Genomic DNA, 22,910 nt, shown 5'->3' with positions numbered 1-22,910 from the left:
CGGCCCGTCAGCTTCAATGGGGATGTGATGGGACAAGCGGGGACGGCGGAAGCGGCCGTCCGGTACCTGAGGTCGACCGGGGCGCGGCCGGTGGAGGCACTGCCCCGGCCCGAGTTGCGGTGTGTGCGCGAGGACGAGCGCGCGCCGCTCGATCCGGCAGAGTTCCGGCGGGTGCTGGGGAGCTTCGCGACCGGGGTCACCGTGATCACGGCGCCCGGTGCACCGCCCGCGGGCTTCGCCTGCCAGTCCTTCTCCTCACTCTCCCTCGATCCGCCGCTCGTGGCGTTCATGGTGGGCCGCGGGTCGGGGACCTGGCCGCGGATCGCCCGGGCGGGCGTCTTCTGCGTGAACGTCCTGAGCGCCGGACAGGGCGAGCTGTGCCGGGCGTTCGCGGTCAGCGGCGCCGACAAGTTCGCGGGGGTGCGGCACGAACCGGCGCCGGTCTCCGGCTCCCCGCGCCTCGCGGACACGCTCGCGTGGATCGACTGCACCATCCACGCGGTGCACACCGGCGGGGACCACCTCATCGTGGTGGGGCGGGTGGAGGCGCTGGGCACCGGGGAGGGCGAACGGCCTCTGCTGTTCCACCGGGGACGGTTCATCTGAGGGACCACCCGGCCCCGGTCGTCGGCCTCGCGAACGAACTTCTCGACCGCCAGGCCCGGCTTCAGGCGGTCGCGAGGCCGGGGGCGGGGGCCGGGACGGCCGGGCGGCGCCGGATCACCAGTGCCATCAGGGCCGCCGCCGCGCACAGAGCTCCCGAGGCGTACCAGACCATGTCGTAGGTGCCGAACACGTCCCGGGCCACGCCGCCGAGGAAGGCGACCAGGGCCGCGCCGACCTGGTGGGAGGCGAGGACCCAGCCGAAGACGATCGCGCTGTCCTCGCCGTACTGCTCGCGGCACAGGGCGACGGTGGGTGGGACGGTGGCGACCCAGTCGAGGCCGTAGAAGACGATGAAGAAGAGCATCGGCGGGTGGACGCTCGGCGCCAGCAGCATCGGCAGGAACAGCAGCGAGATGCCGCGCAGGGCGTAGTACACCGCGAGCAGACGGCGGGGCTCGAAGCGGTCGGTGAACCAGCCGGAGGCCACCGTGCCGACCACGTCGAAGACACCGATGACCGCGAGCAGCGAGGCGGCGGCCGTGACCGGCATGCCGTGGTCGTGCGCGGCGGGCACGAAGTGGGTCTGGACCAGGCCGTTGGTGGAGGCCCCGCAGATCGCGAAGGTGCCGGCGAGCAGCCAGAAGGGGCCGGTGCGGGCGGCCTTGAACAGGACCGTGACCGCCCTGCGCGCAGCTCCCTGGACCGGCGCCGGCTTCGGCACGAACTCCTGCGCCCCGTACGGCTTGAGGCCCACGTCGGCCGGGTGGTCGCGCAGCAGCAGCCAGACGAAGGGGACGACCGCGAGGGCGGCGAGCGCGACCGTGATCGCCGCGGGCCTCCAGTCGTGCTCCTCGACCATCCAGGACAGCAGCGGCAGGAAGATCAGCTGGCCGGAGGCGGAGGCGGCGGTCAGGATGCCGGTGACCAGGCCGCGCCGTTCGGTGAACCAGCGGTTGGTGACGGTCGCGGCGAAGGCGAGGGCCATCGAGCCGCTGCCGAGGCCGACGAGCAGACCCCAGTAGAGCATCAGCTGCCAGGCGGCCGTCATCCACACGGTGAGTCCGGACCCTACGGCGATCACGGTCAGCGCGACCGCGACCACCCGCCGGATGCCGAAGCGGTCCATCAGGGCCGCGGCGAAGGGCGCGGTCAGGCCGTACAGCGCGAGGTTGACGGAGACGGCCGCGCCGATGGTGCCGCGCGACCAGCCGAAGTCCTGGTGCAGGGGGTCGATGAGGAGGCCGGGCAGGGAGCGGAAGGCGGCGGCGCCGATGATCGTCACGAAGGTGACGGCGGCGACGAACCAGGCGCGGTGAATGCGGAATCCCCCGGGGGACCGGGTTTCCTCGACGGCTGCGGCTTCGGTTGTCTGGGTCACGCCATAGAGCATCCGGCCTGCGGCCCGGCGGATCCATTGGCCCGAAGGACAGCATTCGTTAGGATCGGGCCATGAGTCGAGGACCGCGTGACCCTCAGTTCCGCCCGCACCGCGTCGTCGTCCTCGCCATGGACGGCGTCCTCCCCTTCGAGCTGGGCATCCCCCACCGGATCTTCGGCCGCCCCCGGGACGCCGAGGGGCGGCTGCTGTACGACGTCGTCACCTGCTCGATCCGCCCGCCGGGCCCGGTGCGGACCGACGCCGACTTCGCCGTCCAGGTCGAGCACGGCCCGGAGATCCTGGCCACCGCCGACACCGTGATCGTCCCGGCCTCCTACGAACTGGGCCCGGTCTTCGAGCGGGGCGTCCTGACCGACGAACTGGCCGCCGCCCTCGCCCACATCCGCCCCGGCACCCGGCTCGCCTCCATCTGCACCGGCGTCTACGTCCTGGCCGCCGCCGGCTTCCTGGACGGCCGCCCCGCCACCACGCACTGGGCCGACTCCGACCGGTTCCAGGAGCTCTTCCCGCAGATCAGGGTCGACCCGGAGGTCCTGTTCATCGACGACGGCGACGTCCTGACGTCGGCGGGCGTGGCGGCCGGCGTCGACCTGTGCCTGCACATGGTCCGCCGCGACCACGGCACGGCGGTCGCCAACGACGTGGCCCGCCGCACCGTCGTACCGCCGCACCGGGACGGCGGTCAGGCGCAGTACATCCACCGCCCGGTGCCCGACCCCCAGGCGTCGACCACCACCTCGGCGCGCGCGTGGGCGCTGGGCCGCCTCCACGAGCCGATCCAGCTGCGGGACATGGCCGCGCAGGAGGCCATGTCGGTACGCACCTTCACGCGCCGCTTCCGCGAGGAGGTCGGCGTCAGCCCCGGTCAGTGGCTCACCCAGCAGCGGGTGGAGCGCGCCCGGCACCTGCTGGAGTCCACCGACCTCTCCGTCGACCAGGTGGCTCACGACGCGGGCTTCGGCACGGCCCAGTCGATGCGCCAGCACCTGCAGGCGGCGCTCGGCGTCACCCCGACCGCGTACCGCCGCACCTTCCGGGCCGGGACCGGGTTCGAGAGCGGACCGGCGGGTCAGAGGTCAGCACTCCCAGGCCGGCCGGCTCAGAAGGTCAGCACTCCCCGTGCCACCCGTCCCGCCTCCGCGTCCCCGACCGCCTTCTCGAAGTCCTCGATCGGATAGGTCTCCGTGACGAGTTCGTCGAGGAGCAGTCGTCCCTGGCGGTAGAGCTCGGCGTACCTCGGTATGTCCCGCTGCGGGCGCGACGACCCGTAGCGGCAGCCGAGGACGGACTTGTCGAGGAACATCGACGAGACGACGAAGGACGCCTCCGCCCCCGCCGCCGGCGTCCCCAGCAGCACCGCCTGTCCGTGCCGGTCCAGCAGGTCGATGGCGGCGCGGACGAGTTCGACCCGCCCCACGCACTCGAAGGCGTGGTCCACGCCGTACGGCAGCAGCTCCCGCACCCCCGCCACCGACGTCAGGAAGTCGCTCGCCCCGAACTGCCGGGCCACCGCCTCCTTGGCCGGGTTGGCGTCCACGGCCACGATCCGCGAGGCCCCGGCGATCCGCGCGCCCTGGATGACGTTGAGCCCGATCCCGCCGGTGCCGATGACCAGCACGCTGTCCCCGAGGTCCACCCGGGCCCGGTTGAGCACGGCTCCCACCCCGGTCAGCACCCCGCACCCGATGAGCGCGGCCGAGGTCAGCGGGATGTCCTTCGGGATCCTGACCGCCTGGACGGCCTTCACCACCGTCCGTTCCGCGAAGGCGGAGTTGCTCGCGAACTGGAACACCCGCTCCCCGCCCCGCGAGAAGGGCTTCCGGGGCCGTCCGATGGCCTTGCGGCACATGGTCGGCCGCCCCCGGTCGCAGTCGGCGCAGGCACCGCAGTTGGCCAGCGTGGACAGGGCCACGTGGTCCCCGGGCCCGACATGCGTGACGCCCTCCCCCACGGCCTCGACGACCCCGGCGCCCTCGTGCCCGAGCACCACCGGCACCGGGAACGGAATGGTCCCGTCCACCACGGACAGGTCGCTGTGGCACAGCCCGGCGGCCGAGATCGCGACCAGCACCTCCCCGGCCCTCGGTTCCCGCACCTCCAGATCGTCGACGACCTGGATCTGCCTCCCGTCGAACAGCACGCCGCGCATCAGACGACCCCCTTGGGTTCCCTGGGCAGACCGAGCACCCGCTCGGCGATGATGGTGCGCTGGACCTGGTCCGAGCCGCCGTAGACGGTGTCGGCCCGTGAGAACAGGGACAGGTACTGCGACTCGTCGAGTTCGTACGGCGACTCGGCGGACCAGTCCCGGGGCCCGACCGCGGCCTCCGCCCCGCGCACGAGCAGCGCCAGCTCCCCGAGCCGCTGATGCCACCCCGCCCACAGCAGCTTGGCCACATTGGGCGCCCCGGTGTCCCCCGAACCGCCCAGCGTGCGCAGCGCGTTCCACCGCATGACCCGCAACTCGGCCCACTGCCGCACGAGCAGGGCCCGTACGACCGGATCGGCGACCGCGTCACTGCGTACGGCGGCCTGGACGACCCGGGTCAACTCCTGTGCGAACCCGACCTGTTGGGCCAGCGTGGAGACCCCGCGCTCGAAGCCCAGCAGGCTCATGGCCACCCGCCAGCCGTTCCCCTCACCCCCGACGACATGCTCGGCGCGCGCGTGCGCCCCGTCGAAGAAGACCTCGTTGAACTCGCTGGTCCCGGTCATCTGCCGAATGGGCCGCACCTCGATGCGCCCCGGCTGGTCCATGGGCACGAGGAGGAAGGACAACCCACGGTGCCGGCTCGACCCGGGATCGGTGCGGGCGAGCACGAAACACCAGTCCGCCTCGTGCGCGAGCGAGGTCCAGATCTTCTGCCCGGTGATCCGGTACGTCCCGTCCCCGTCCCGCACGGCCCCGGTCCGCACCCCGGCGAGATCGGACCCGGCCCCGGGCTCGCTGTACCCCTGACACCACAGCTCGTCCCCGGCGGCGACGGGAGGCAGGAACCGGGCCTTCTGCTCCTCACTGCCGTGCGCGAGCAGCGTGGGCGCCAGCAGCTTCTCGCCGATGTGCCCGGACCGAGCCGGCGCCCCGGACCGTGCGTACTCCTCGGCCCAGACGACCTGCTGGGTGAGGGTGGCGGTCCGGTTCCCGTACCCGCCCTCACTCCAACCGAGCCCGATCCAACCGGACTTGCCGAGCAGCCGCTCCCAACTACGCCGGTCCTGAGCACCATCAGCGTGCCGGGCCAGCCACTCCCGCACCTCGGAACGGAACGCATCATCCTCGGCGCTGAATCCAAAATCCACGAGGGTCCCCTTCAAACACAGACCGCATCCGACTCCCCAGGGGCGCGGGGCTGTATCGATCTGCGGCTCCGCCGCGTGGGCGCGACCAGCCACAACGAACCCTTCAGCCGCCCACCAACGCGCACCCCTAGACGACTAGGCGCCCGGCCCCGAAAGCAACGGCATCGGATCGACTCCCACCGACCCCGGCAAGAACTCCGCGATCGACTCGGGCGTCCACCCGCCGGAGGCATACGCGGCACGCACCTCCCGAGGCTGCGCCCACACCGCGATCTTCGACCCCGCCACCGTGTACACCTGCCCGGTGATCTCCCGGGCCCGCTCCGAGAGCAGATAGACCACCATCGCGGCCACGTCCTCCGGCTCCCCGATCTCCGCCAGGTCGAAGGGGACGTTCGCCGACATCCGCGTACGGGCGACGGGCGCCACCGCGTTCGCGGTCACCCCGTACTTGTGCATCGCGAGGGCCGCGCTGCGCACGAGCGAGATGATCCCGCCTTTCGCGGCGCTGTAGTTGGCCTGCGAGAAGGACCCCTGGTGGTTCCCGCTGGTGAAGCCGAGCAACGTCCCGGCCCGCTGCTGCCGCATCACCGCGGAGGCCGCCCGGAAGACGGTGAACGTCCCCTTCAGATGGGTCGCGACGACGGGATCCCACTCCTCCTCGGACATGTTGAACAGCATCCGCTCGCGCAGGATCCCGGCCACGCACACCACCCCGTCGAGCTGCCCGTAGGAGGCCAGCGCGGTGTCGACGACCCGTTGTCCGCCCGCCATGGTCGAGATGTCGTCGGCCACGGCGACGGCCTCGCCGCCGGCCGCCTCGATCTCCTTGACGACGCCGGAGGCGACCTCGCTCGTGGGCGACGCCCCGTCCACGGAGACGCCGTAGTCGTTGACGACGACCTTCGCCCCCTCGGCCGCCGCGGCCAGGGCCACCGCACGTCCGATCCCCCGCCCCGCGCCGGTCACGGCGACCACCTTGCCTGCCAAGAAGTTCCCCACGCCCGGCCCCTTCCCGCGGTTTCTGACGGACCGTTAGATTTTATGACCCGTCAGATGTGCGGACACAAGCCCCGGGGAGGGCCCGATGTCACTTCCGGCCGCGTTCCACGACATCGCCAAGCGCGTGAACAACTGGGGGCGTTGGGGCGCCGACGACGAGATCGGCACCCTGAACCTGATCACCGACGAGGTCGTGCGCGAGGCGGTGGCGACGGTCCGCACCGGTCGCCGCGTCCCCCTGGCGCTCCCCCTGAAGCAGGACGGCGTGCAGACCGGGGTGATGCCGGGCCGGGTCAACCCCCTGCACACGATGGTGCAGATCAACCAGGAACTCTTCGGTCCGGGCACGGTCGCGTGCAGCGACGACGTGGTGACGATGGGACTCCAGGCGGCCACCCACTGGGACGCGCTCACCCACGCCTCGCACTCGGGGATGCTCTACAACGGCCGCCCGGCCGGCACCATCACCCCGCACGGCGGCGCCGAGTTCAGCGGCATCGACAAGGCGCGGCACGTCGTCTCGCGCGGGGTGCTCCTCGATGTGGCCCGCGCACGGGGCGTGGCGCGGCTCGACGGGGGGCACGCGGTGACGCCGGAGGACCTGGAGGCGGCGGAGGAACTCGCGGGCACGCGCGTGCGCGCCGGGGACGTCGTGCTCGTACGGACGGGGCAGATCCAGGCCTATCTGGCGGGGGACCGGGAGGCGTACGCCTACCCCTCGCCCGGCCTGTCGGTCCGCACTCCGGAGTGGTTCCACGCGCGCGATGTCGCGGCGGTCGCCAACGACACCCTGACGTTCGAGATCTTCCCGCCGGAGATCGAGGACCTGTGGCTGCCGGTGCACGCGCTGGACCTGGTGGAGATGGGGATGCTTCAGGGGCAGAACTGGAACCTGGAGGAATTGTCCACAGCCTGTGGAGAAGAGGGCCGCTACACGTTCCTGCTGTCGGCGATGCCCGAGCCGTTCGCCGGCGGCACCGGAACGCCGGTGGCCCCGGTGGCCGTGCTCTGAGGGGCCGGTCGGCGGCGCGCGCAGGCCCGCCCCGAGCTCGACATCGCGCGCCGCCGTCATCGACTCCCCTGCGCCCTGGGGGAGTCGACACCGCCTCACGATCCACTCTCGTCGAGGACCTCCGTCACCGAGGCCCTCGGCGTCCCCTCGCGGCGAATCGCTGACACCAGCGTGATCAATCGAACACAGTGCGTCAACACCGCCCAGCCGAATAATGACTTACGTCCGTTTTCGCACCGCCGCGCACCGATGCACCCCCCGGCGCACCGGCACACCGCGAGAAGGAACCGGGCCGGTTTCTGCAACCATGCGCCGGGCGATTTCCCGGGCGGGGGGCGAGCGCCGAGCCATGTGCGCCGGGGGAATCCCGGGACCGGGGGCTGGGCGGTTGGCGGCCACGGGCCGACGGCCGGCGACCGCGGGCTGTGCGCATCGACGACCACGGGCCGTGCAGGTCGGCGGCCACGGACCAGGCAACGCGGCGGCCACGAGCAGGGCAGGTCTGCCACCGCCTGCCAGGCGGATCCGCCACCGTGCGACGGGCGATCCGCGACCAGGCGATCGACCATACGACGGGCAGACCCGGGGACACCGCTACGGGCATCACACCGCCTCGAACGCCAGCCCCTCATAGGCCGCGACCTCGATGTCGTAGGCCTTCGTGTCCTGCTGCGGCCGCTCGAAGCGGTCGAGTTCGCACCAGATGCTCTTGCCGGCACCCTCCCGGCTCCAGCCCCAGCGGTCGGCGAGGCCGTCGACCAGGGCGAGACCGCGGCCGCCGGTCGCGTCGCCGTCCACCCACCGCGGCACCGGGGCCAGACCGCTGCGGTCGGCCACCTCCAGGCGGACCGGTACCGACTCCGACTTCGCCTCCACGCCCGGCAGGGACAGCCGCAGCACAGCAGGCAGACCGGTGTGCACCACGGCGTTGGTGACCAGTTCGGACACGAGCAGGATCAGGGTCTCGGCGAGCGGTTCGTCGGCCCCCACCCCGGATCCGACGAGCCGCGCGCGGGCCCACCGCCGGGCTCGCCCCACTTCTGCGGGGTCGGGCCGGATCTCCAGCTGCACTTGAAGCACCTGCACCGCTCACACCATCCGAACCGGCGGGCCCATGGCCTCGCGCCTCACGAGGGCCACGATCGTAGCCATTTTTTTCATGGCCAGAACAATGGCCAAAGCCGGGGTCACAGAACGTGAGTCCCTTACGAGACAGCATGGTTGACGTACAGTCACGCCAACAAGCGCTTCGGGCATATTCCAGCGCGAAGGAGTACCCGTGCGGGATACTGTGCGACGCTCGCGGCGGGGAGTCGAACAGGCGGCAGGTCCAGGCCTGTCCACCCTGCGAGCAGCGACGCACACCGCCGGGTCCGGCGCGGCCCCCTCGGCGACACCGGCATGGCTCAGGCTGGGAACCACTCGCATCTCACACAAGGTACCGGAGCAGGGCGCCGACTCCAGGACGTGACGAGTCACACATAGGACACAACCCGATATCAACGCTCCGTGATTCCGGTATGCCACAATCCGCGACATCCGCACCGGGCGCCCCAGGGACCGGCAGTCCGTGGACCGCCTCAGGCCAGCAGATCGACGGCGAGCGACTCCTCGCTCTCCGCACCGCCACCGCCCCGCCGGGCCCGCACCCAGGCCCGCTTCAGCAGCAGCTGCACCTCGCACTCCCAGGTGAACCCCATCCCGCCGTGCACCTGAAGACAGTCCCTGGCACCCTGTTCGGCCGCCTCGTCGGCCAGCAGCCGGGCCGCGGCGATGTCCACCGGGTCGGCGGTCACGGCGGCCGCGTACACCGCGGCCCGTGCCGTCTCCGCCCGCACCAGCATCCCCGCGCACAGATGCTTGACCGCCTGGAACGCCCCGATCGGCTGCCCGAACTGCTCCCGCGTCCGGGCGTGTTGGACGGCCAGCTCGCACGCGCGCGTGGCGGTGCCCAGCTGCTCGGCGGCGGTGAGCAGCACGGCGACGGGATCGACGGCACGCGCGCCTGCGCCGGGCACCCGGTGCAGCGGGGTCAGCGGATCCACCGACTCCAGGGGTACGGCCCCGGCGACATCGCCGCGTACGACGTCGGCCGCGTCCAGCCACTCCACCAGGCCGCCGCTGTCGACGTCGGCCACGACGACCTCCCCTTCGGCGGCCCCGTCCACGACCCCGGCGGCGAGGTGGGTAGCCACGAGGGGTCCGGGCAGCAGGGCCCGCCCGGCCTCCTCGAAGGCCAACACCGCTTCCGGCAACCCGAGTCCGACCCCGCCGTCCGCCTCAGCCACCCTCAGCGAAAAGAACCCGGCAGCCCCGAGCTCCCGCCAGAGCCCACGGTCCAGCCCCGGCGAATCCACGGCATCCCGCAGCGCCTCACGATCGAACCGACGGGCGAGCAACCCCCGCATGCCGTCCCTCAACGCCACCTGATCACCGGTCAGTTGAAACCGCATGTCAGGGCCTCCATTTTTCGACGAGGGCTGCGGTAACCCACCCAGGGGCGCGGGGAACTGCGCGACCAGCCCCCACCGGCCCGCACTCGCCAAACCACTGCACGCCGCACTCACCGCCCTTTCGGCAACCCAAGAACACGCTCAGCAACGATGTTCCGCTGAATCTGAGACGTCCCCGCCGCGATCGTGTACGACAACGACGACAACCGCTCCAGCACCCACCCACGCTCGAGATCCAGCGACTCCACCCCCAGCACCTCCGCCGCCACCTCGTACAACTCCTGCCGCGCATGCGAGTACCGGAGCTTGAAGACGGAACCCCCCACCCCCGGCACCCCACCCCTCGCCTCCGCCTCGCTCACGTTCCACTGCGTGAGCCGCCACAGTGCCCGGAACTCCGCGTTGAGCCGCCCCAGCCGCCGCCGCACGAAAGAGTCGTCCCAGCGCCCGTTGTCCCGGGCCTCCGCGGCGACCGACCGCAGCACCCGCCGGCAGGCGACCACCTCGCCCACAAAGGCCGTCCCTCGCTCGAACGACAGCGTCACCATCGTCACGCGCCACCCGTCGTTCTCCTCCCCCACCCGGTTCGCCACCGGCACCCGCACCTCGTCGAGAAACACCTCGGCGAACTCGGTGGACCCGGCGAGCGTCCGCAGAGGCCGCACCTCGACACCCGCAGCGGACATCGGAAGAGCCAGCCACGTGATCCCGCGATGCTTGGGCGCGGCCGGATCCGTCCGCACCAACAGCTCGCACCAGTCGGCCACTTCGGCGTGCGAGGTCCAGATCTTCGACCCGGTCACCACGTAGTCGTCGCCGTCCCTCCGGGCGCGCGTGCGCAGCGAGGCGAGGTCGCTGCCGGCGTCCGGTTCGCTGAAACCCTGGCACCAGACCTCCTCGCCGCGCAGGATCGGCGGCAGCCAGCGTTCCCGCTGCCCGGCGGTGCCTTCGGCGGCGATGGTCGGCCCGGCGTGCAGCAGTCCTACGAACCCGGCGCCCACATAGGGCGCACCCGCGGTCTCGGTCTCCTCAAGGAAGATCAGCCGCGTGGTCGGCGAGGCGTCCCAGTGCACATGGGCGTACCCGGCGTCGTACAGCATCCGCTGCCAGCCGAGGTCGTACGCCCTGCGTCCGGGCCAGTCCTGCGGGGACGGCTTCGGCGGGAGTGCGGGGAGGGCCTTGGCGAGCCACTCCCGCAGCCGTGCCCGGAACTCCTCCTCCTCCGGCGTGTACGCGAGGTCCATGACAGCCGCCCCTACCTGATGAACCGTCAGATTCTGGCAGGCTAAGTCCCGCACCCCTGGACCGACAAGGCGTCGAGCCCTACGCTCTTGCCACGATCTGACTGTCCGTCAGATACGTCACCGCACGAGGGGGCCGCCGTGACCGACACCGCCCACGCACTCAGCGCGTCCCGCACCCTGTGGGAGCTGGTCGCCCGCCGCGCCGACCTGACCCCCGACCGCCCGGTCCTCCTCCAGGACGAGCGCAGGCTCACCTTCGGTGAACTCCGCACGCGGGCCGAGCGGGTGGCGGCCGGCCTGTACGACATGGGCGTACGGCCCGGCACGGTCGTCGCCTGGCAGCTGCCCACCCGGATCGAGACGGCCCTGCTCTCCTTCGCGCTCTCCCGCCTGGGCTCCGTGCAGTCGCCGGTGATCCCCTTCTACCGGGACCGCGAAGTCGGCTTCGCGCTGCGGGAGTCGAAGGCGGAGTTCTTCGCGGTGCCGGGTGTCTGGCGCGGCTTCGACCACACAGAGATGGCCCGGCGGCTCGGCGCCAAGGGGATCTTCGAGGCGTACGACCACCTTCCGGACGGAGATCCGGCCGTCCTGCCCGCCCCGCCCGCCGACGGCACCTCGGTCCGGTGGATCTACTGGACCTCGGGGACCACCTCCGACCCCAAGGGCGTGCTGCACACGGACCGTTCGCTGATCGCGGGCGGCTCCTGCCTGGCGCACGCGCTGCGCCTGACGCCGGACGACGTGGGGTCCATGGCCTTCCCCTACGCCCACATAGCGGGCCCCGACTACACCGTGATGCTGCTGCTGTACGGCTTCCCTGCGGTGATGTTCGAGCAGTTCGCGCTGCCGGACGCCCTGGACGGCTACCGCAGGCACCGGGTGACGGTGGCGGGCGGTTCGACGGCGTTCTACTCGATGTTCCTCACCGAGCAGCGCAAACAGCCCGGCGTTCCGGTGATTCCCACGCTGCGGCTGCTGGCCGGTGGCGGGGCGCCCAAGCCGCCGGAGGTCTACCACGCCGTCGTACGGGAGATGGGGGTGCAGCTCACCCACGGGTACGGCATGACCGAGGTGCCGATGATCACCATGGGGGCGCCGGACGACACGGCGGAGAGCCTGGCGACGACCGAGGGCAGGCCGCCGGAGGGGATGTCCGTGCGGATCGTGGACGGGGAGGTGCGGCTGAAGGGGGAGGCCGTGTGCCAGGGGTATCTGGATCCGGCGCAGACGGCGGAGGCCTTCGACGAGGAGGGTTACCTACGCACGGGTGACCTCGGACATCTCACCGAGTCGGGCCATCTGGTGCTCACCGGGCGGCTCAAGGACGTGATCATCCGCAAGGGCGAGAACATCTCGGCGAAGGAGATCGAGGACCTGCTGGCCGCGCATCCGGCGGTCGGGGACGTGGCGGTGGTCGGACTGCCGGACGCCGAGCGCGGGGAGCGCGTGTGTGCCGTGGTGGAACAGCCCGAGGGCGCCGCGGAGTTGACCCTGGACGCCGTGACGGAGTACCTGCGTGCCGAAGGCCTGTCGACGCACAAGCTGCCGGAGCAGCTGGAGGTGGTGGCCGCCCTGCCACGCAACGAGACCCTGCGCAAGGTCCTCAAGTACAAGCTGCGAGAGCGCTTCGGGGCCCGGTGACGCAGCGCGCCCGTCCGGCGGACGGTCGGCGACGCCCCCGGCGCCCGGCCAGGAGGGGCCTCCGCGTCGACACCGCCCGGGCCGGGAGGTGCCGCCTTGCGGCCGCCCGGCGCGGGCCGGTGGCGCAGCCCCCGTCCGGCGGACCACACCGGCGGCGCGGCACTCGATGCACCGATCCCCGGCGACCCCGTCGGCCGGCGACACCCCGGCGCCCGGCCAGGAGGGGCCCCCGCATCGACACCGCCCGCCCCCGCAAGTGCCGTCTTGCGGCTGCCCGGCGCGTCGGATGCCGCTCACGCACGTCAGGGCCGCCCCCGCAGTCGGCCCGGTCCGCCGGACGGGCCCGGCGGGCGGCTACTCGGGGACCGTGAAGTAGCGGGCGAAGGCGGGCACGATCTCGGCCTCGCCGACCTTGCCGTCGCCGTCGGTGTCCAGACCGGCGGCGACCGTGCCCGCCAGGTCCTCGGCGACACCCAGGATCCTGAGCACGCGCGCGGTGTCCGCCACGGTGGCGCGTCCGTCGCCGTCCTGGTCGGCCACGTCGATCGCCGCGTGCAGGAAGGGGCGGGCGATCTCGGCGAACCGGTCCGGGTTGTCGCGCAGCCGCTTGACCGCGCCGTTCACGAACTCGTCCCGGGTGATCCGCTGGTCGCCGTCCCGGTCCGCGATCCCGGCCATCCCCTGCCAGAACGCCTCCGCGCCGGCGTACAGCGCCTGCCCCTTGTCGGAGCGCGCCGTGGTGCCGAACTCGGTGAGCAGCGCCTTGGCCGCCACGTTGAAGTCCTCGCGGTCGATCCAGCCGTTGCCGTCCTGGTCGAAGGTGACGAACCGGCCGGCGATCCTGCGCTCGTACTCGCTGCTGACCATGTCTTCTCGGACCGCCTCACATCACGTCGGGGGCATCTCGCTCGGAGCGTACGACGCGCGTGACGCCCCGGGGGCCGGAAGGGGGCCGTTGTGCCAGGACCGGGGGAATTTCGGGACAACCATGTGGCAGAGGGGGACCTACGCGGACAGTGGTCCCGCCTCCTCGTCGGTCGCCGAGTCCACGTCCGGGTGGACCTCGAACAGGCGGCGCACGCCCAGCGCCCCGAGGACGCGGTTGACGTGGGAACCGTCGGGGGCGCCCTCGGCCGGCAGGATCAGGCGCAGTTCGCCCTGGCAGGAGCGGATCAGGCGGCGGGAGGCTATGAGGACACCCACACCGCTGGAGTCACAGAAGTACACGTCGGAGAGGTCGAGGACGAGACGGTGACGGCCCTCGGCCACCACGTCGTGGACGTGCTGGCGGAGCACCGGTGAGGTCACCAGGTCCAGCTCGCCCGACACCCTGAGCACGGACCAGTCGCCCTGCTCGTCGCCGGTCACCTTGAACGCCACCACCATGCCCTTCATCCGCCGGTAAACAAACGGAGGCCATTCCTACGCTTCCGTGCAGCGCTGCTGCCCAGCGGCCGTTCCCTGAAACACCGGCCGAGAAACAGAAACCGTTTGAAAGAGGCTTGTTTTAGTCGACTTCGATCCTGTTCGATCGTGCCTGATCAGAGAGTGACGGGGTAGGCAAGGTCCACTACCACTCGCGGGCCCTCGGGGGGCGCGCATTGGAACAAAGGGGCGTGCGCCGTCGGGGGTGCCGACTACATTCGAGGAGACGGTGGGCTCAGGCTTGACTCGGACACTCCAGGGGTGAGGGGGCCGTATGGCGAAGAAGGACGCACCACCCCGCTGGGACCGCAAGATGCAGCAGCGGCTCGCACGCGGTGAGGCGGCCGCCCTGGGCGAGTTCTACGACCGTTTCGCTTCACTTGTGCACGGTCTCGCCCACCGCGTGCTCGGCGATGAACGCGCCGCCGACGGCATCACCCGGGACGTCTTCGCCCACGTCTGGGCGCACCCCGAGACCTACGACCCCAAACAGGGCCCGCTGCGCTCCTGGGTCGCCGGACTGACCCACCGCCTGGCCGTGCAGCGACTGCGCGCCACCGAGACCGCCGCCCTCACCCAGGGCGGTGAGGGCGCGGCCGCCGACACCGAGGAGCTCGAGCGCAAGGTGCACCGCGCCTCCGTAGCCGCCCGCGCCGACTACATCGTCCAGGCCATGCCCACCCCGCTGCGGGCCGCCCTGGAGCTGGCCTACTTCCAGCGCCGCGACTACCGCCAGGCCGCCACCGACCTCAGCATCACCGAGGACGAGGCCCGCCGCCGCCTGCGCCTCGGCCTGCAACTCCTGTCGACCGCCCACGACACCGGGGCGCCCGGTGCTCCGCCGGGATACGGGGGCGCGGCGTGAGCGACCGGTTCGAGGCGTACGACGAGCACGACGAGGATCCCGACAAGGGAACCGGCGACGACATCGAGGAGCGGAGCACAGCCGTGGGCCAGGAAGGTCACGAGGACCACGGGTCGCACAGGAGCGGCGCGGACGGCTCCGGCGACGACGGCACCCACGACGGCAACGGCACTCACGACGGCGACAGCCCCGCCGGCCGGCCGGACCAGCCGCCCCGCATACCCCTGCCCCGTGCCTCCGTCGAGGACACCGGCCGCCCGCTGCCCGAGCTGGACGAGCTCCCGCCGCCCGCGCCCCTCGTGCTGGAGCACCGGGTGCTGAAGTCGCTGCTCGGCGCGTGGGCGCTGGCCGCGTGCTCCGTGGAGGAGACCGCCGCCGTGGAGGACCACCTCGGCGTCTGCGGCTCCTGCGCCGAGGAGGCACTGCGACTGCGCGGGGCCGTCGGGCTGCTCCAGCGCCCGGAGAGCCTCGACCTGGACCCCGGTCTGCGCACCCGCGTCCTGGACAGCTGCCTGGAGCGCCGCCCGCCACGCATCCCGATCCCCAAGTGGGCGCTGCCCTACGACGCCGAGACCGCCCGTCTCGACGCCCTGCTCCAGGACTTCGGCGACGCCGAGTGGCACGCCCCGGTGCGGCTGCGCTGGTTCGACGCCGACGAGGCCACGAGCCGCCGTACGACGGTCGCCGGGGTGATGGCCCACCTGCTGTCGGTCGACGGTCTCGTCGCGGTCGCGCTGGGCCTGGACGACCCCATGGGCGAGGTCCCCGCGGACGCGCCCACCCCGGCCGACCGCACCGAGGCCTACTGGCGCGCCTCGCACTTCCCGCCGACCCGCTCGGTCCGCACCCCGTGGCGCGAGCAGAGCCACGACCTCGTCCGCACGGTGTCGTTCACCGGCGGCACCACCGGGAAACTCACCGTGCCCTACGGCGACTTCTCGCTGCCGCTGCACGACGCGATGCTGGACCGGGCCTTCGAGTGCTGGGTTCACGCGGAGGACATCGCGGACGCGGTGGACTACCCCTACGAGCCGCCGTCCCCCCGCCACCTGAACCGCATGATCGACCTGGCCGCGCGGATGCTCCCCGCGGTGCTCGCGGACCGGCGCCAGAAGGGGCTCGCGTCACCGGCCCACGGACGGCACCTTGTCCCGGCGGGTGAGCCCGGCCGCACTCTGCGTCTGGAGATCGAGGGCCATGGGGGCGGAGAGTGGCTGATCCCTCTCGACTCCCCCGCGGCGATGGGCTCGGCTGAGCACGAGGTGGCCCATGTCGCCCTCGACGGCGTGGAGTTCTGCCAGTTGGCCGCGGGCCATGTGCCTCCGGCGGATGCGGCGGCGGGGCAGGTGGGCGACCGGGAGGCGATCAGGGACGTCCTGTACGCGGCGGCGAGCATGAGCCGGATGTAGGGGCGGGTTGCTCTTTCGTCGGCGGCCGCGGGCGAGTGGGGCTTCTCGCGCCCCTGAAGGGGCGCGGGGAACTGCGCGAGCAACCACGAACCACCCGCACCCGCCCCACAACCAGCAGACCCGAGCTCCTAGGCGAAAACGACCGTCCGCCGACCGTTCAGCAGGATCCGACGCTCGGCATGCCACTTGACCGCCCGCGCCAGCGCCTGGCACTCCACGTCCCGCCCGATCGCCACCAGCTGGTCCGGCGTCACGTCGTGCCCCACCCGCTCGACCTCCTGCTCGATGATCGGCCCCTCGTCGAGGTCGGCGGTCACATAGTGCGCCGTCGCCCCGATCAGCTTCACACCCCGCGCATGAGCCTGGTGATAGGGCTTCGCACCCTTGAAGCTCGGCAGGAAGGAGTGGTGGATGTTGATGATCCTGCCGCTGAGCTGCTTGCACAGGTCGTCGGAGAGGACCTGCATGTACCGGGCGAGGACGACCAGTTCGACGTCCTGCTCCCGCACCAGCTCGAGCAGCCGCGCCTCCGCCTCGGCCTTGTTCTCGCGCGTCACCGGAATGTGGTGGAAGGGGATGTTGTACGACCCCACGAGCTCGGCAAAGTCGGTGTGGTTGGAGACCACGGCGGCGATGTCCACCGGGAGGGCGCCGATCCGCGCGCGGAACAGCAGGTCGTTCAGGCAGTGCCCGAACTTGCTGACCATGAGCACGATCCGCATCCGGTCCTCGGCCCGGTTGATCTGCCAGTCCATGTGGAAGGAGTCACCGATCGCCGCGAAGGACGCCCGCAGCTTGTCCACGGTGACCGGGGCCTCCGCCGAGAAGTGGACGCGCATGAAGAACAGACCCGTGTCGTGGTCGCCGAACTGCTGGCTGTCCTCGATGTTGCAGCCGGTCATGAAGAGGTAGCTCGACACGGCGTGCACGATGCCCTGCTTGTCGGGGCAGGACAGGGTCAGGACGTACTGCTCGGCCGGGGCCTCGGCCCGGGTGGACTGCGCGTTCATGCAGGACAGGGTCGCATATCCACCGCCGCCGCAGACACCGCGTCCGTCACGCGGACCGGGTCATGATCTGGAGCACCTGGAGGGTGCGCGGCGGTGCGTCCGGGTCCTCCCCGTCGGCCGCCGCCATCCGCACGTGCGCGTCCCGCGCCGCCCGCACCGCGTCCGGCCAGCCCGGGTTCTCCATGTACACGGAGACGGGGGCGTCGGGACCGACCTGGTGCATGATCCGCAGCACGCGCAGCACGGCGGTGTCGACGAGGGCCGCCTCCTGGGAGTCCCGGAAGATCGTGCCGACGTACTTCTCGGCGGACCAGTTGTCCAGCCAGGTGTCCTCGACGAGGCGGTACACGGCGTCGGTGACGTCCCCGTACCCCTCGACACCGGTCAGCCAGACGTTCTGCTGGAACGCGGGGTCGGAGAGCATGTGCAGCGCGGAGCGCACATTGCTGCGCCAGCGCCACCACGGCATGTCGTTCAGTGGCATGCCGCCCATGGTGGAGGAGCGACGGCCGCGACGGGAAGAGTTCTCCGAACCTTGCACGGTCACCGATCGTACGTTCTCGCCCGAACGTGCCCACCAGGCCCCCGCTGTTCACCTTTACGTCACCGTTCATTGACCCAGGGTCACTTTCGAGTTGGCGGTGTGACGGAAGCGTGTGGGCCCATGACCGGCAGGCGACGCATCCGCAGCACGTTCCTCCCCCGGCACCACCGTCCCGTCCGAGCCCTCGCCCTCGCGGCGGGGGCACTGGCCGCCGGTGCCTCGCTCGTCACCGGTTGCGGGGTGGTCCCCGGTACCACGGGGGGTTCCGGGGACGACCCGATCAAGGTCATGACCTGGGCCCCCTCGGACACCGAGGCGACCAACAAGCCCGGCATGCCCGCCTTCGCCGAGGCCTACGCCCGCTGGATCAACGCCAGGGGCGGCCTCGGCGGCCGCAAACTGACCGTCCTGACCTGCAACGACAAGAACAACGGCGTGGGCGCCGCGAAGTGCGCCCGGCGCGCGGTCAAGGAGCACGTCGTCGCGGTCGTCGGCTCCTACAGCCAGTACGCCGACTCCTTCTTCCCGCCCCTGGAGGGCGCGGGCATCCCCTACATCGGCGGCTACGGCGTCACCAACGCCGAGTTCACCAGCCCGCTGTCCTACCCGGTCAACGGCGGCCAGCCCACCCTGCTCGCCGGCCTCGGCAAGGAGCTCGCCCGGGACTGCGGCGACGTCACCCTCGTACGGCCCGACACCGTCGCGGGCGACGAGCTGCCGGTGCTGCTGGACTCCGGGCTGACGACCGGCGGGCACCGGGCCGCCGCCGACGTGCGGGCCGCGGACGACGCCAGCGAGTACTCGGCGCAGTCCACGAAGGCGCTCGCCGGCTCCGGGTCGGCGGCCGGCTCCGGCTCGGGGAAGGGGAAGGAGGGGTGCGTCGTGCCCGCGCTGGGCGACCGCACCAGCACCTTCATGGACTCCTTCCGGCGCGCCCGCGCCGAGTACCCGAGGGTGCGGACGGCCATGGCGATGGGCAGCGTCGACCAGACGGAGATCGACGCGTCCGGCGGGGCGTCGGGGCCCTACGAGGGGTCGTACATCACCGGCTGGTACCCGGTGGCGAGCGACGCCCGCTGGGACGGGATGAAGAAGGTCATCAAGGAGGAGGCCTTCGACGACAACCGCATCGACTCGGCGGACGCGGGCGTGCAGACCACCTGGATCGCCTACACGGTGTTCAGGAAGGCCGTCGAGTCGCTCGGCGGCAGCGAGGTGACCGCCGACAGCGTGCGCGGCACGCTCAACGACGGCCTGAGCATCCCGACCAACGGCCTGACGCCGACGCTCCGGTGGCCCCGGGACACCTGGAACGCCACCAACCACCTCGCGTCCATCGGCTTCCCGCGCATGGTCAACGCCAACGTGACCCTCCAGGTGGTGCGCCGGGGCCGGCTCACGGCGGCCCACGAGGGCTTCACCGACGTGACGCAGACCCTCCGGCACGCCGACATCGACTGAGGCGGCCGGGGCGACGGGCGGGCGGGGGTGCGGAAGGCTCCCCCGCCCGGCCTCTCACAGCTGGGTCGACGAGCGTTCCGTCAGGCTGTACTTCTTCGCGATGGCGTTCCACAGCCGGGCCGCCCTGGCCTTCTCGGTGCTGGCGGTGCCGCTGTCCCGGTTGCCGGCCGCGGTCTCTCTCGTGACGCGGGCCTGGCCCTTCTTGCAGCCCTTCCTGCCGGCCGCCTGGTCGGCCCAGGCAGCGTAGTGGTTGTCCGCGGACGCGGACGCCCGCCAGGCGTTGGTGAGGGCCTCGGTCAGCTCGGCGTGGCTCGGCAGCTGGTCGACCGCGAGCCCCTTGAGCCGGGTCACCAGGCCGGTGCGCTGGCCCGCCGCCGCCCGCAGGTCCTGGGCCGCCTGGCCGAGGTCCTTGCAGGACTTGACGTTCGCCACCGCGTTGATCACCGAGGAACGGCTGTTGCCGCTGTCGGCGAGCAGCTTGTCCAGCTCCACGGCCTGCGCCTTCGCCGCGTCGGCGGCCGGCGCGGACGAGCCCCCGCTCGCCGGGGCCGTCGCCGACACGGTCTGGTTCTTGTCGCCCCCGCCCCCGCCGCCCCCGCCACCGGCGAGCAGCGCGCCCGCGCCGATGCCGAGCACGACGATGCCGACGCCCACGGCGGCGAGGACGGGCACCCGCGACCGACCGCGGCCACCCCGGCCGCCGTCGTCGTACCCGTCACCGCCCGGCGGGACGTACGGCGGCTGCGGGGCGCCGTACGACGGCTGCGGGCCTCCGTAGGCGGCCGGTACGGCCTGCTGCCCGTCGATGCGCGGCAGCTGCTGGGTGGAGGAGGCGCCGCCGTCCGTGCCGTGGCCGCGGAACAGGTTGTCGAAGTCGGAGGGCGGCTGCCGGTCGCCCCCGGTGGCCTGACCGGGCACGGGCGGGATGTACTGCGTCGCCTGGGCGTCGGGACCGTACCCGGGCTGGGCGCCGTAGGCGGCCTGCGGGTGCTGCCCCGCTTCGGGCGGGAGGGCGCCGGGGCGCACAGGCGGGATGAACTGCGTGGCGCCCTCGTGGGCGGTCGGGCCCGAGCTCGACGGGAGGGGCCGGCCGACCGGCGGGAGGTAGTAGGAGGTCGGCTCGTCGGTGTTGTAGCCCGGCGCGGCCTGCTGCTGGGGCGCGGTGCCGGGGGCCTCGTAGGGCGCGACCTGCCCCTGCTGCGGGGGCAGCGGCTGGGACGGCGCGGCGGGCGCCGACGGGAGGGGCCGGCCGACCGGCGGGAGGTAGTACGACGTCGGCTCGTCGCTGTCGTAGCCCGGCGCGGGCTGCTGCTGCGGCAGCGGCTGGGACGGTGTGCCGCCGGGCTGCTGGGAGGTGCCGGCGGGCTGGTGGGGGGCGTTCCAGGTCTGGGTGGTCGGCTGCGACCAGTCCTGGGCGGGCGGCTGGGTCTGCGCCTGCTGGTCGGGGCCCCACGGGGAGCCCCAGGCCTGGGCGCCGGGCGGCTGACCGTAGGCCGTGCCCGCGGAGGACCCGCCGTACGCCCCGTCGGACGCCTGACCGGACGGGTCCGCCTGCGGAGGGTTCCCGTACCCGCCGTGCGGCGGGCCGCCGTAGCCGGACGACTGCGGCGGGGCGCCGTAACCGGGCTGCGGGGCACCGTAGGCGCCCGTCTGTCCCGGCAGCAGGGGTTCCCCGCCGTCGGAGGGCAGCACGATGCCTTCGCGCGCTTCGCGCGCCGAGGGCTGCTCGCCCTGTCCACTCTGCGTCACCGGGACTCCTACTTATGGGGGAACTTCGGAATCGTCGTGTCACGCTACCGGGTACCCCGAGCCCGGTGCCACGTAGCACAGGACGTGACCTGCGCCCCTGTGACCGCAGTAACAGTTCTCGGGTGATCGCGTGACGATTCCGGGCCCTTGACCGCTGTAGTCGCCCCCTATGCGGCCGCCTGAAGGTCGAGCCGGGCCCCGAACTCCCTGACGACGGCCTCGTCCCGGAACGGCTCCAGGCGCTGCTGGAAGTCGTCGAGGTACTCCGCGCCCCGGTTGGAGCGGACGGTCTCCAGCAACTCCACCGCTTTCAGGCCGGTGTTGCAGGCCTGCTCGATCTCGCGCTGCTGCACCTGCGCGGTGGCGAGCAGCACGTAACCGATCGCCCTGCGGCGCGCCTTGTTCTCGGGCAGCCCGTCCAGGGACTCCTGGGCGCACCGGGCCGCCGCGTCGGCCTGACCGAGGTCACGGTGGCAGTGCGCCAACTCGTCGGCCAGATAGGCCTCGTCGAAGTGCGCGATCCACGCCGGGTCGTCGCCCGAGGACGGATCCGCCGCCTCCAGCGCGGTCACGGCCCGCGCCGACGCCGCCTGGGTGGCGCGCACGTCGCCCATGAGCGCGTGCCCGCGCGCCTCCGCCGCGAGGAACATGGCCTCCGCGCGCGGTGTCACCCGGCCCCGCGCCCCTTCCTGCGCCGCCCGCGCCAACTGGGCGATCTCGCGCGGGTTCCCGAGCTGTGCGGCGAGGTGGCTCATGGACGCGGCGAGCACATAGCCGCCGTATCCGCGGTCACCGGCCGCCTGCGCGAGCCGCAGCGCCTGGATGTAGTACCGCTGGGCCAGGCCCGGTTGACCGGTGTCGATCGCCATGTACCCGGCGAGCTCGGTCAGTCGGGCCACCGCGGCGAACAGGTCGCGCCCGACGGCCTCCCGGTACGACCCCGCGAGCAGCCCGGAGACCACGCTGTTGAGGTAGTGCACGACGACCGGGCGGACATGCCCGCTGCCGTACTGGTGGTCGAGGTCGACCAGGGCCTGGGTCATCGCCCGCACGGCCGCCACGTCGGACTGGCCCACGCGCGGGCCCGCCTGCCGTGCCACCTGCGAGTCGGGCGAGGAGATCAGCCAGTCCCGGCTCGGCTCGACCAGCGCGGACGCGGCGACCGAGGAGCCGGACAGGAAGTCCCGTCGCCCCACGTCACTGCGCCACAGCTCACACACCTGCTCGATGGCGCCCAGTACCGTCGGCGAGAACTGGAGGCCGACACCGGAGGCGAGGTTCTTGCCGTTGGCCATGCCGATCTCGTCGATCGTGACCGTACGGCCGAGCTTGCGCCCGAGCGCCTCCGCGATGATCGCGGGCGCCCTGCCCCGCGGCTGCTGTCCCCGTAGCCAACGGGCCACGGACGTCTTGTCGTAGCGCAGGTCGAGGCCGTGCTCGGCGCCGCACATGTTGACCCGGCGGGCGAGCCCGGCGTTCGAGCACCCCGCCTCCTGGATGAGCGCTTGCAGCCGTTCGTTCGGCTGCCGCGCGACAAGTGGCCTTGCGGCCATGGCGTACCCCCTGTGGCTGCGGTGCCTGCCCACGCACCGAGTTGACGTGTCTTCCACTCCCGGACCCCGTCGGTGTGAACGAAAAGATCCGGCCGTGAAGATCAATGCCCCGCGGAGACAGCTAAAATGCGAGGCATGCGAGGATTGCCGGGGTAAAGGCGGAAGCCTGCCCCGTTCGTGGCTACCCAGCTCACGCCCCGGCCCCTCCCGCGCGCCCCCACACGTGCATCCATGCGC

20 protein-coding genes are annotated in these 22,910 nt (G+C 72.2%); 7 read left to right on the top strand and 13 right to left on the bottom strand.

Annotated elements, in window-relative coordinates; genetic code table 11:
• Window positions 1-27: 27 nt before the first annotated feature.
• A complete protein-coding gene (locus tag H295_RS0136960; protein WP_028810093.1) occupies window positions 28-606 on the top strand; it encodes a flavin reductase family protein in 579 nt (192 codons plus the stop codon).
• Window positions 607-667: 61 nt separating this feature from the next.
• Here H295_RS0136960 and H295_RS0136955 read toward each other — a convergent pair whose 3' ends face one another.
• On the bottom strand, window positions 668-1,984 hold the full coding sequence (locus H295_RS0136955) for an MFS transporter (protein ID WP_028810092.1): 1,317 nt from the start codon (window positions 1,982-1,984) through the stop codon (window positions 668-670).
• 71 nt (window positions 1,985-2,055) lie between these two features.
• Here H295_RS0136955 and H295_RS0136950 point away from each other — a divergent pair, with 71 nt between their 5' ends.
• Window positions 2,056-3,183, top strand: a complete 1,128-nt coding sequence (locus H295_RS0136950; RefSeq protein WP_020140391.1) for a GlxA family transcriptional regulator — start codon at window positions 2,056-2,058, stop codon at window positions 3,181-3,183.
• On the opposite strand, the gene H295_RS0136945 is transcribed toward H295_RS0136950, so the two are convergent.
• The 3 genes from H295_RS0136945 to H295_RS0136935 form a co-directional block, all read right to left on the bottom strand.
• Window positions 3,105-4,154: a Zn-dependent alcohol dehydrogenase gene (locus H295_RS0136945; RefSeq protein ID WP_020140390.1), complete on the bottom strand. Its 1,050-nt coding sequence runs from the start codon at window positions 4,152-4,154 to the stop codon at window positions 3,105-3,107. The two genes, H295_RS0136950 and H295_RS0136945, sit on opposite strands and share 79 nt — an antisense overlap.
• The gene (locus H295_RS0136940; RefSeq protein WP_028810091.1) at window positions 4,154-5,305 is read right to left on the bottom strand and encodes an acyl-CoA dehydrogenase family protein; all 1,152 of its coding nucleotides are present in this window, start codon (window positions 5,303-5,305) and stop codon (window positions 4,154-4,156) included. Before H295_RS0136940 ends, H295_RS0136945 begins: the two co-directional genes overlap by 1 nt.
• A gap of 135 nt (window positions 5,306-5,440) precedes the next feature.
• Window positions 5,441-6,307: an SDR family oxidoreductase gene (locus tag H295_RS0136935; RefSeq protein WP_020140388.1), complete on the bottom strand. Its 867-nt coding sequence runs from the start codon at window positions 6,305-6,307 to the stop codon at window positions 5,441-5,443.
• A gap of 85 nt (window positions 6,308-6,392) precedes the next feature.
• Here H295_RS0136935 and H295_RS0136930 point away from each other — a divergent pair, with 85 nt between their 5' ends.
• A complete protein-coding gene (locus H295_RS0136930) occupies window positions 6,393-7,319 on the top strand; it encodes a cyclase family protein (protein ID WP_020140387.1) in 927 nt (308 codons plus the stop codon).
• Window positions 7,320-7,922: 603 nt separating this feature from the next.
• Here the strand turns inward: H295_RS0136930 and H295_RS0136925 are convergent.
• From H295_RS0136925 to H295_RS0136910, 3 genes are all read right to left on the bottom strand, one after another.
• The gene (locus H295_RS0136925; protein WP_020140386.1) at window positions 7,923-8,390 is read right to left on the bottom strand and encodes an ATP-binding protein; all 468 of its coding nucleotides are present in this window, start codon (window positions 8,388-8,390) and stop codon (window positions 7,923-7,925) included.
• Window positions 8,391-8,899: 509 nt separating this feature from the next.
• Window positions 8,900-9,772 (bottom strand): acyl-CoA dehydrogenase, encoded by an 873-nt coding sequence (locus H295_RS0136915; protein WP_028810090.1) that lies wholly within the window; start codon window positions 9,770-9,772, stop codon window positions 8,900-8,902.
• A 110-nt stretch (window positions 9,773-9,882) separates the two neighbouring features.
• A complete protein-coding gene (locus H295_RS0136910; RefSeq protein WP_020140384.1) occupies window positions 9,883-11,016 on the bottom strand; it encodes an acyl-CoA dehydrogenase family protein in 1,134 nt (377 codons plus the stop codon).
• Between the two features lie 138 nt (window positions 11,017-11,154).
• Here H295_RS0136910 and H295_RS0136905 point away from each other — a divergent pair, with 138 nt between their 5' ends.
• Window positions 11,155-12,657, top strand: coding sequence for a class I adenylate-forming enzyme family protein (locus H295_RS0136905; protein WP_020140383.1), 1,503 nt, complete (start codon window positions 11,155-11,157; stop codon window positions 12,655-12,657).
• A gap of 354 nt (window positions 12,658-13,011) precedes the next feature.
• Here H295_RS0136905 and H295_RS0136900 read toward each other — a convergent pair whose 3' ends face one another.
• A complete protein-coding gene (locus H295_RS0136900; protein ID WP_020140382.1) occupies window positions 13,012-13,524 on the bottom strand; it encodes an EF-hand domain-containing protein in 513 nt (170 codons plus the stop codon).
• Between the two features lie 138 nt (window positions 13,525-13,662).
• Window positions 13,663-14,043: an STAS domain-containing protein gene (locus H295_RS0136895; RefSeq protein ID WP_028810089.1), complete on the bottom strand. Its 381-nt coding sequence runs from the start codon at window positions 14,041-14,043 to the stop codon at window positions 13,663-13,665.
• A 313-nt stretch (window positions 14,044-14,356) separates the two neighbouring features.
• Here H295_RS0136895 and H295_RS0136890 point away from each other — a divergent pair, with 313 nt between their 5' ends.
• Both H295_RS0136890 and H295_RS0136885 read left to right on the top strand, forming a co-directional pair.
• Entirely contained in the window at window positions 14,357-14,947 is a 591-nt protein-coding gene (locus H295_RS0136890; RefSeq protein WP_020140380.1) for a sigma factor, read from the top strand.
• Window positions 14,944-16,356: a hypothetical protein gene (locus H295_RS0136885; RefSeq protein ID WP_020140379.1), complete on the top strand. Its 1,413-nt coding sequence runs from the start codon at window positions 14,944-14,946 to the stop codon at window positions 16,354-16,356. The genes H295_RS0136890 and H295_RS0136885 overlap by 4 nt, the downstream gene beginning before the upstream one ends.
• 128 nt (window positions 16,357-16,484) lie before the next feature.
• Here H295_RS0136885 and purU read toward each other — a convergent pair whose 3' ends face one another.
• Window positions 16,485-17,366, bottom strand: coding sequence for a formyltetrahydrofolate deformylase (gene purU, locus H295_RS0136880; RefSeq protein WP_020140378.1), 882 nt, complete (start codon window positions 17,364-17,366; stop codon window positions 16,485-16,487).
• 46 nt (window positions 17,367-17,412) lie between these two features.
• Window positions 17,413-17,913, bottom strand: a complete 501-nt coding sequence (locus tag H295_RS0136875; protein ID WP_078616861.1) for an SCO4402 family protein — start codon at window positions 17,911-17,913, stop codon at window positions 17,413-17,415.
• Between the two features lie 117 nt (window positions 17,914-18,030).
• Between H295_RS0136875 and H295_RS0136870 the strand changes: the two genes are divergently transcribed.
• Window positions 18,031-19,371: an ABC transporter substrate-binding protein gene (locus H295_RS0136870; RefSeq protein ID WP_020140376.1), complete on the top strand. Its 1,341-nt coding sequence runs from the start codon at window positions 18,031-18,033 to the stop codon at window positions 19,369-19,371.
• A 54-nt stretch (window positions 19,372-19,425) separates the two neighbouring features.
• Here the strand turns inward: H295_RS0136870 and H295_RS0136865 are convergent, their stop codons facing one another.
• Both H295_RS0136865 and H295_RS0136860 read right to left on the bottom strand, forming a co-directional pair.
• A complete protein-coding gene (locus tag H295_RS0136865; protein ID WP_020140375.1) occupies window positions 19,426-21,120 on the bottom strand; it encodes a hypothetical protein in 1,695 nt (564 codons plus the stop codon).
• A 167-nt stretch (window positions 21,121-21,287) separates the two neighbouring features.
• Window positions 21,288-22,673: a hypothetical protein gene (locus H295_RS0136860; protein ID WP_020140374.1), complete on the bottom strand. Its 1,386-nt coding sequence runs from the start codon at window positions 22,671-22,673 to the stop codon at window positions 21,288-21,290.
• Window positions 22,674-22,910: the final 237 nt, after the last annotated feature.

The organism is Streptomyces sp. 351MFTsu5.1, from assembly GCF_000383655.1.
Classification (GTDB): Bacteria; Actinomycetota; Actinomycetes; order Streptomycetales; family Streptomycetaceae; genus Streptomyces; species Streptomyces griseorubiginosus.
Note: the sequence above shows the minus strand (reverse complement) of the source record. Positions and strands in the feature narration are given on the sequence as shown.

Bases quoted from the DNA above. Each gene is read 5' to 3' on its own strand.
- H295_RS0136945 (WP_020140390.1), bottom strand. From the start codon at position 4,154: ATGCGCGGCGTGCTGTTCGACGGGAGGCAGATCCAGGTCGTCGACGAT.
- purU (WP_020140378.1), bottom strand. From the start codon at position 17,366: ATGAACGCGCAGTCCACCCGGGCCGAGGCCCCGGCCGAGCAGTACGTC.
- H295_RS0136860 (WP_020140374.1), bottom strand. From the start codon at position 22,673: ATGGCCGCAAGGCCACTTGTCGCGCGGCAGCCGAACGAACGGCTGCAA.
- H295_RS0136950 (WP_020140391.1), top strand. From the start codon at position 2,056: ATGAGTCGAGGACCGCGTGACCCTCAGTTCCGCCCGCACCGCGTCGTC.
- H295_RS0136915 (WP_028810090.1), bottom strand. From the start codon at position 9,772: ATGCGGTTTCAACTGACCGGTGATCAGGTGGCGTTGAGGGACGGCATG.
- H295_RS0136900 (WP_020140382.1), bottom strand. From the start codon at position 13,524: ATGGTCAGCAGCGAGTACGAGCGCAGGATCGCCGGCCGGTTCGTCACC.
- H295_RS0136960 (WP_028810093.1), top strand. From the start codon at position 28: ATGGGACAAGCGGGGACGGCGGAAGCGGCCGTCCGGTACCTGAGGTCG.
- H295_RS0136930 (WP_020140387.1), top strand. From the start codon at position 6,393: ATGTCACTTCCGGCCGCGTTCCACGACATCGCCAAGCGCGTGAACAAC.
- H295_RS0136895 (WP_028810089.1), bottom strand. From the start codon at position 14,043: ATGGTGGTGGCGTTCAAGGTGACCGGCGACGAGCAGGGCGACTGGTCC.
- H295_RS0136910 (WP_020140384.1), bottom strand. From the start codon at position 11,016: ATGGACCTCGCGTACACGCCGGAGGAGGAGGAGTTCCGGGCACGGCTG.
- H295_RS0136890 (WP_020140380.1), top strand. From the start codon at position 14,357: ATGGCGAAGAAGGACGCACCACCCCGCTGGGACCGCAAGATGCAGCAG.
- H295_RS0136870 (WP_020140376.1), top strand. From the start codon at position 18,031: ATGACCGGCAGGCGACGCATCCGCAGCACGTTCCTCCCCCGGCACCAC.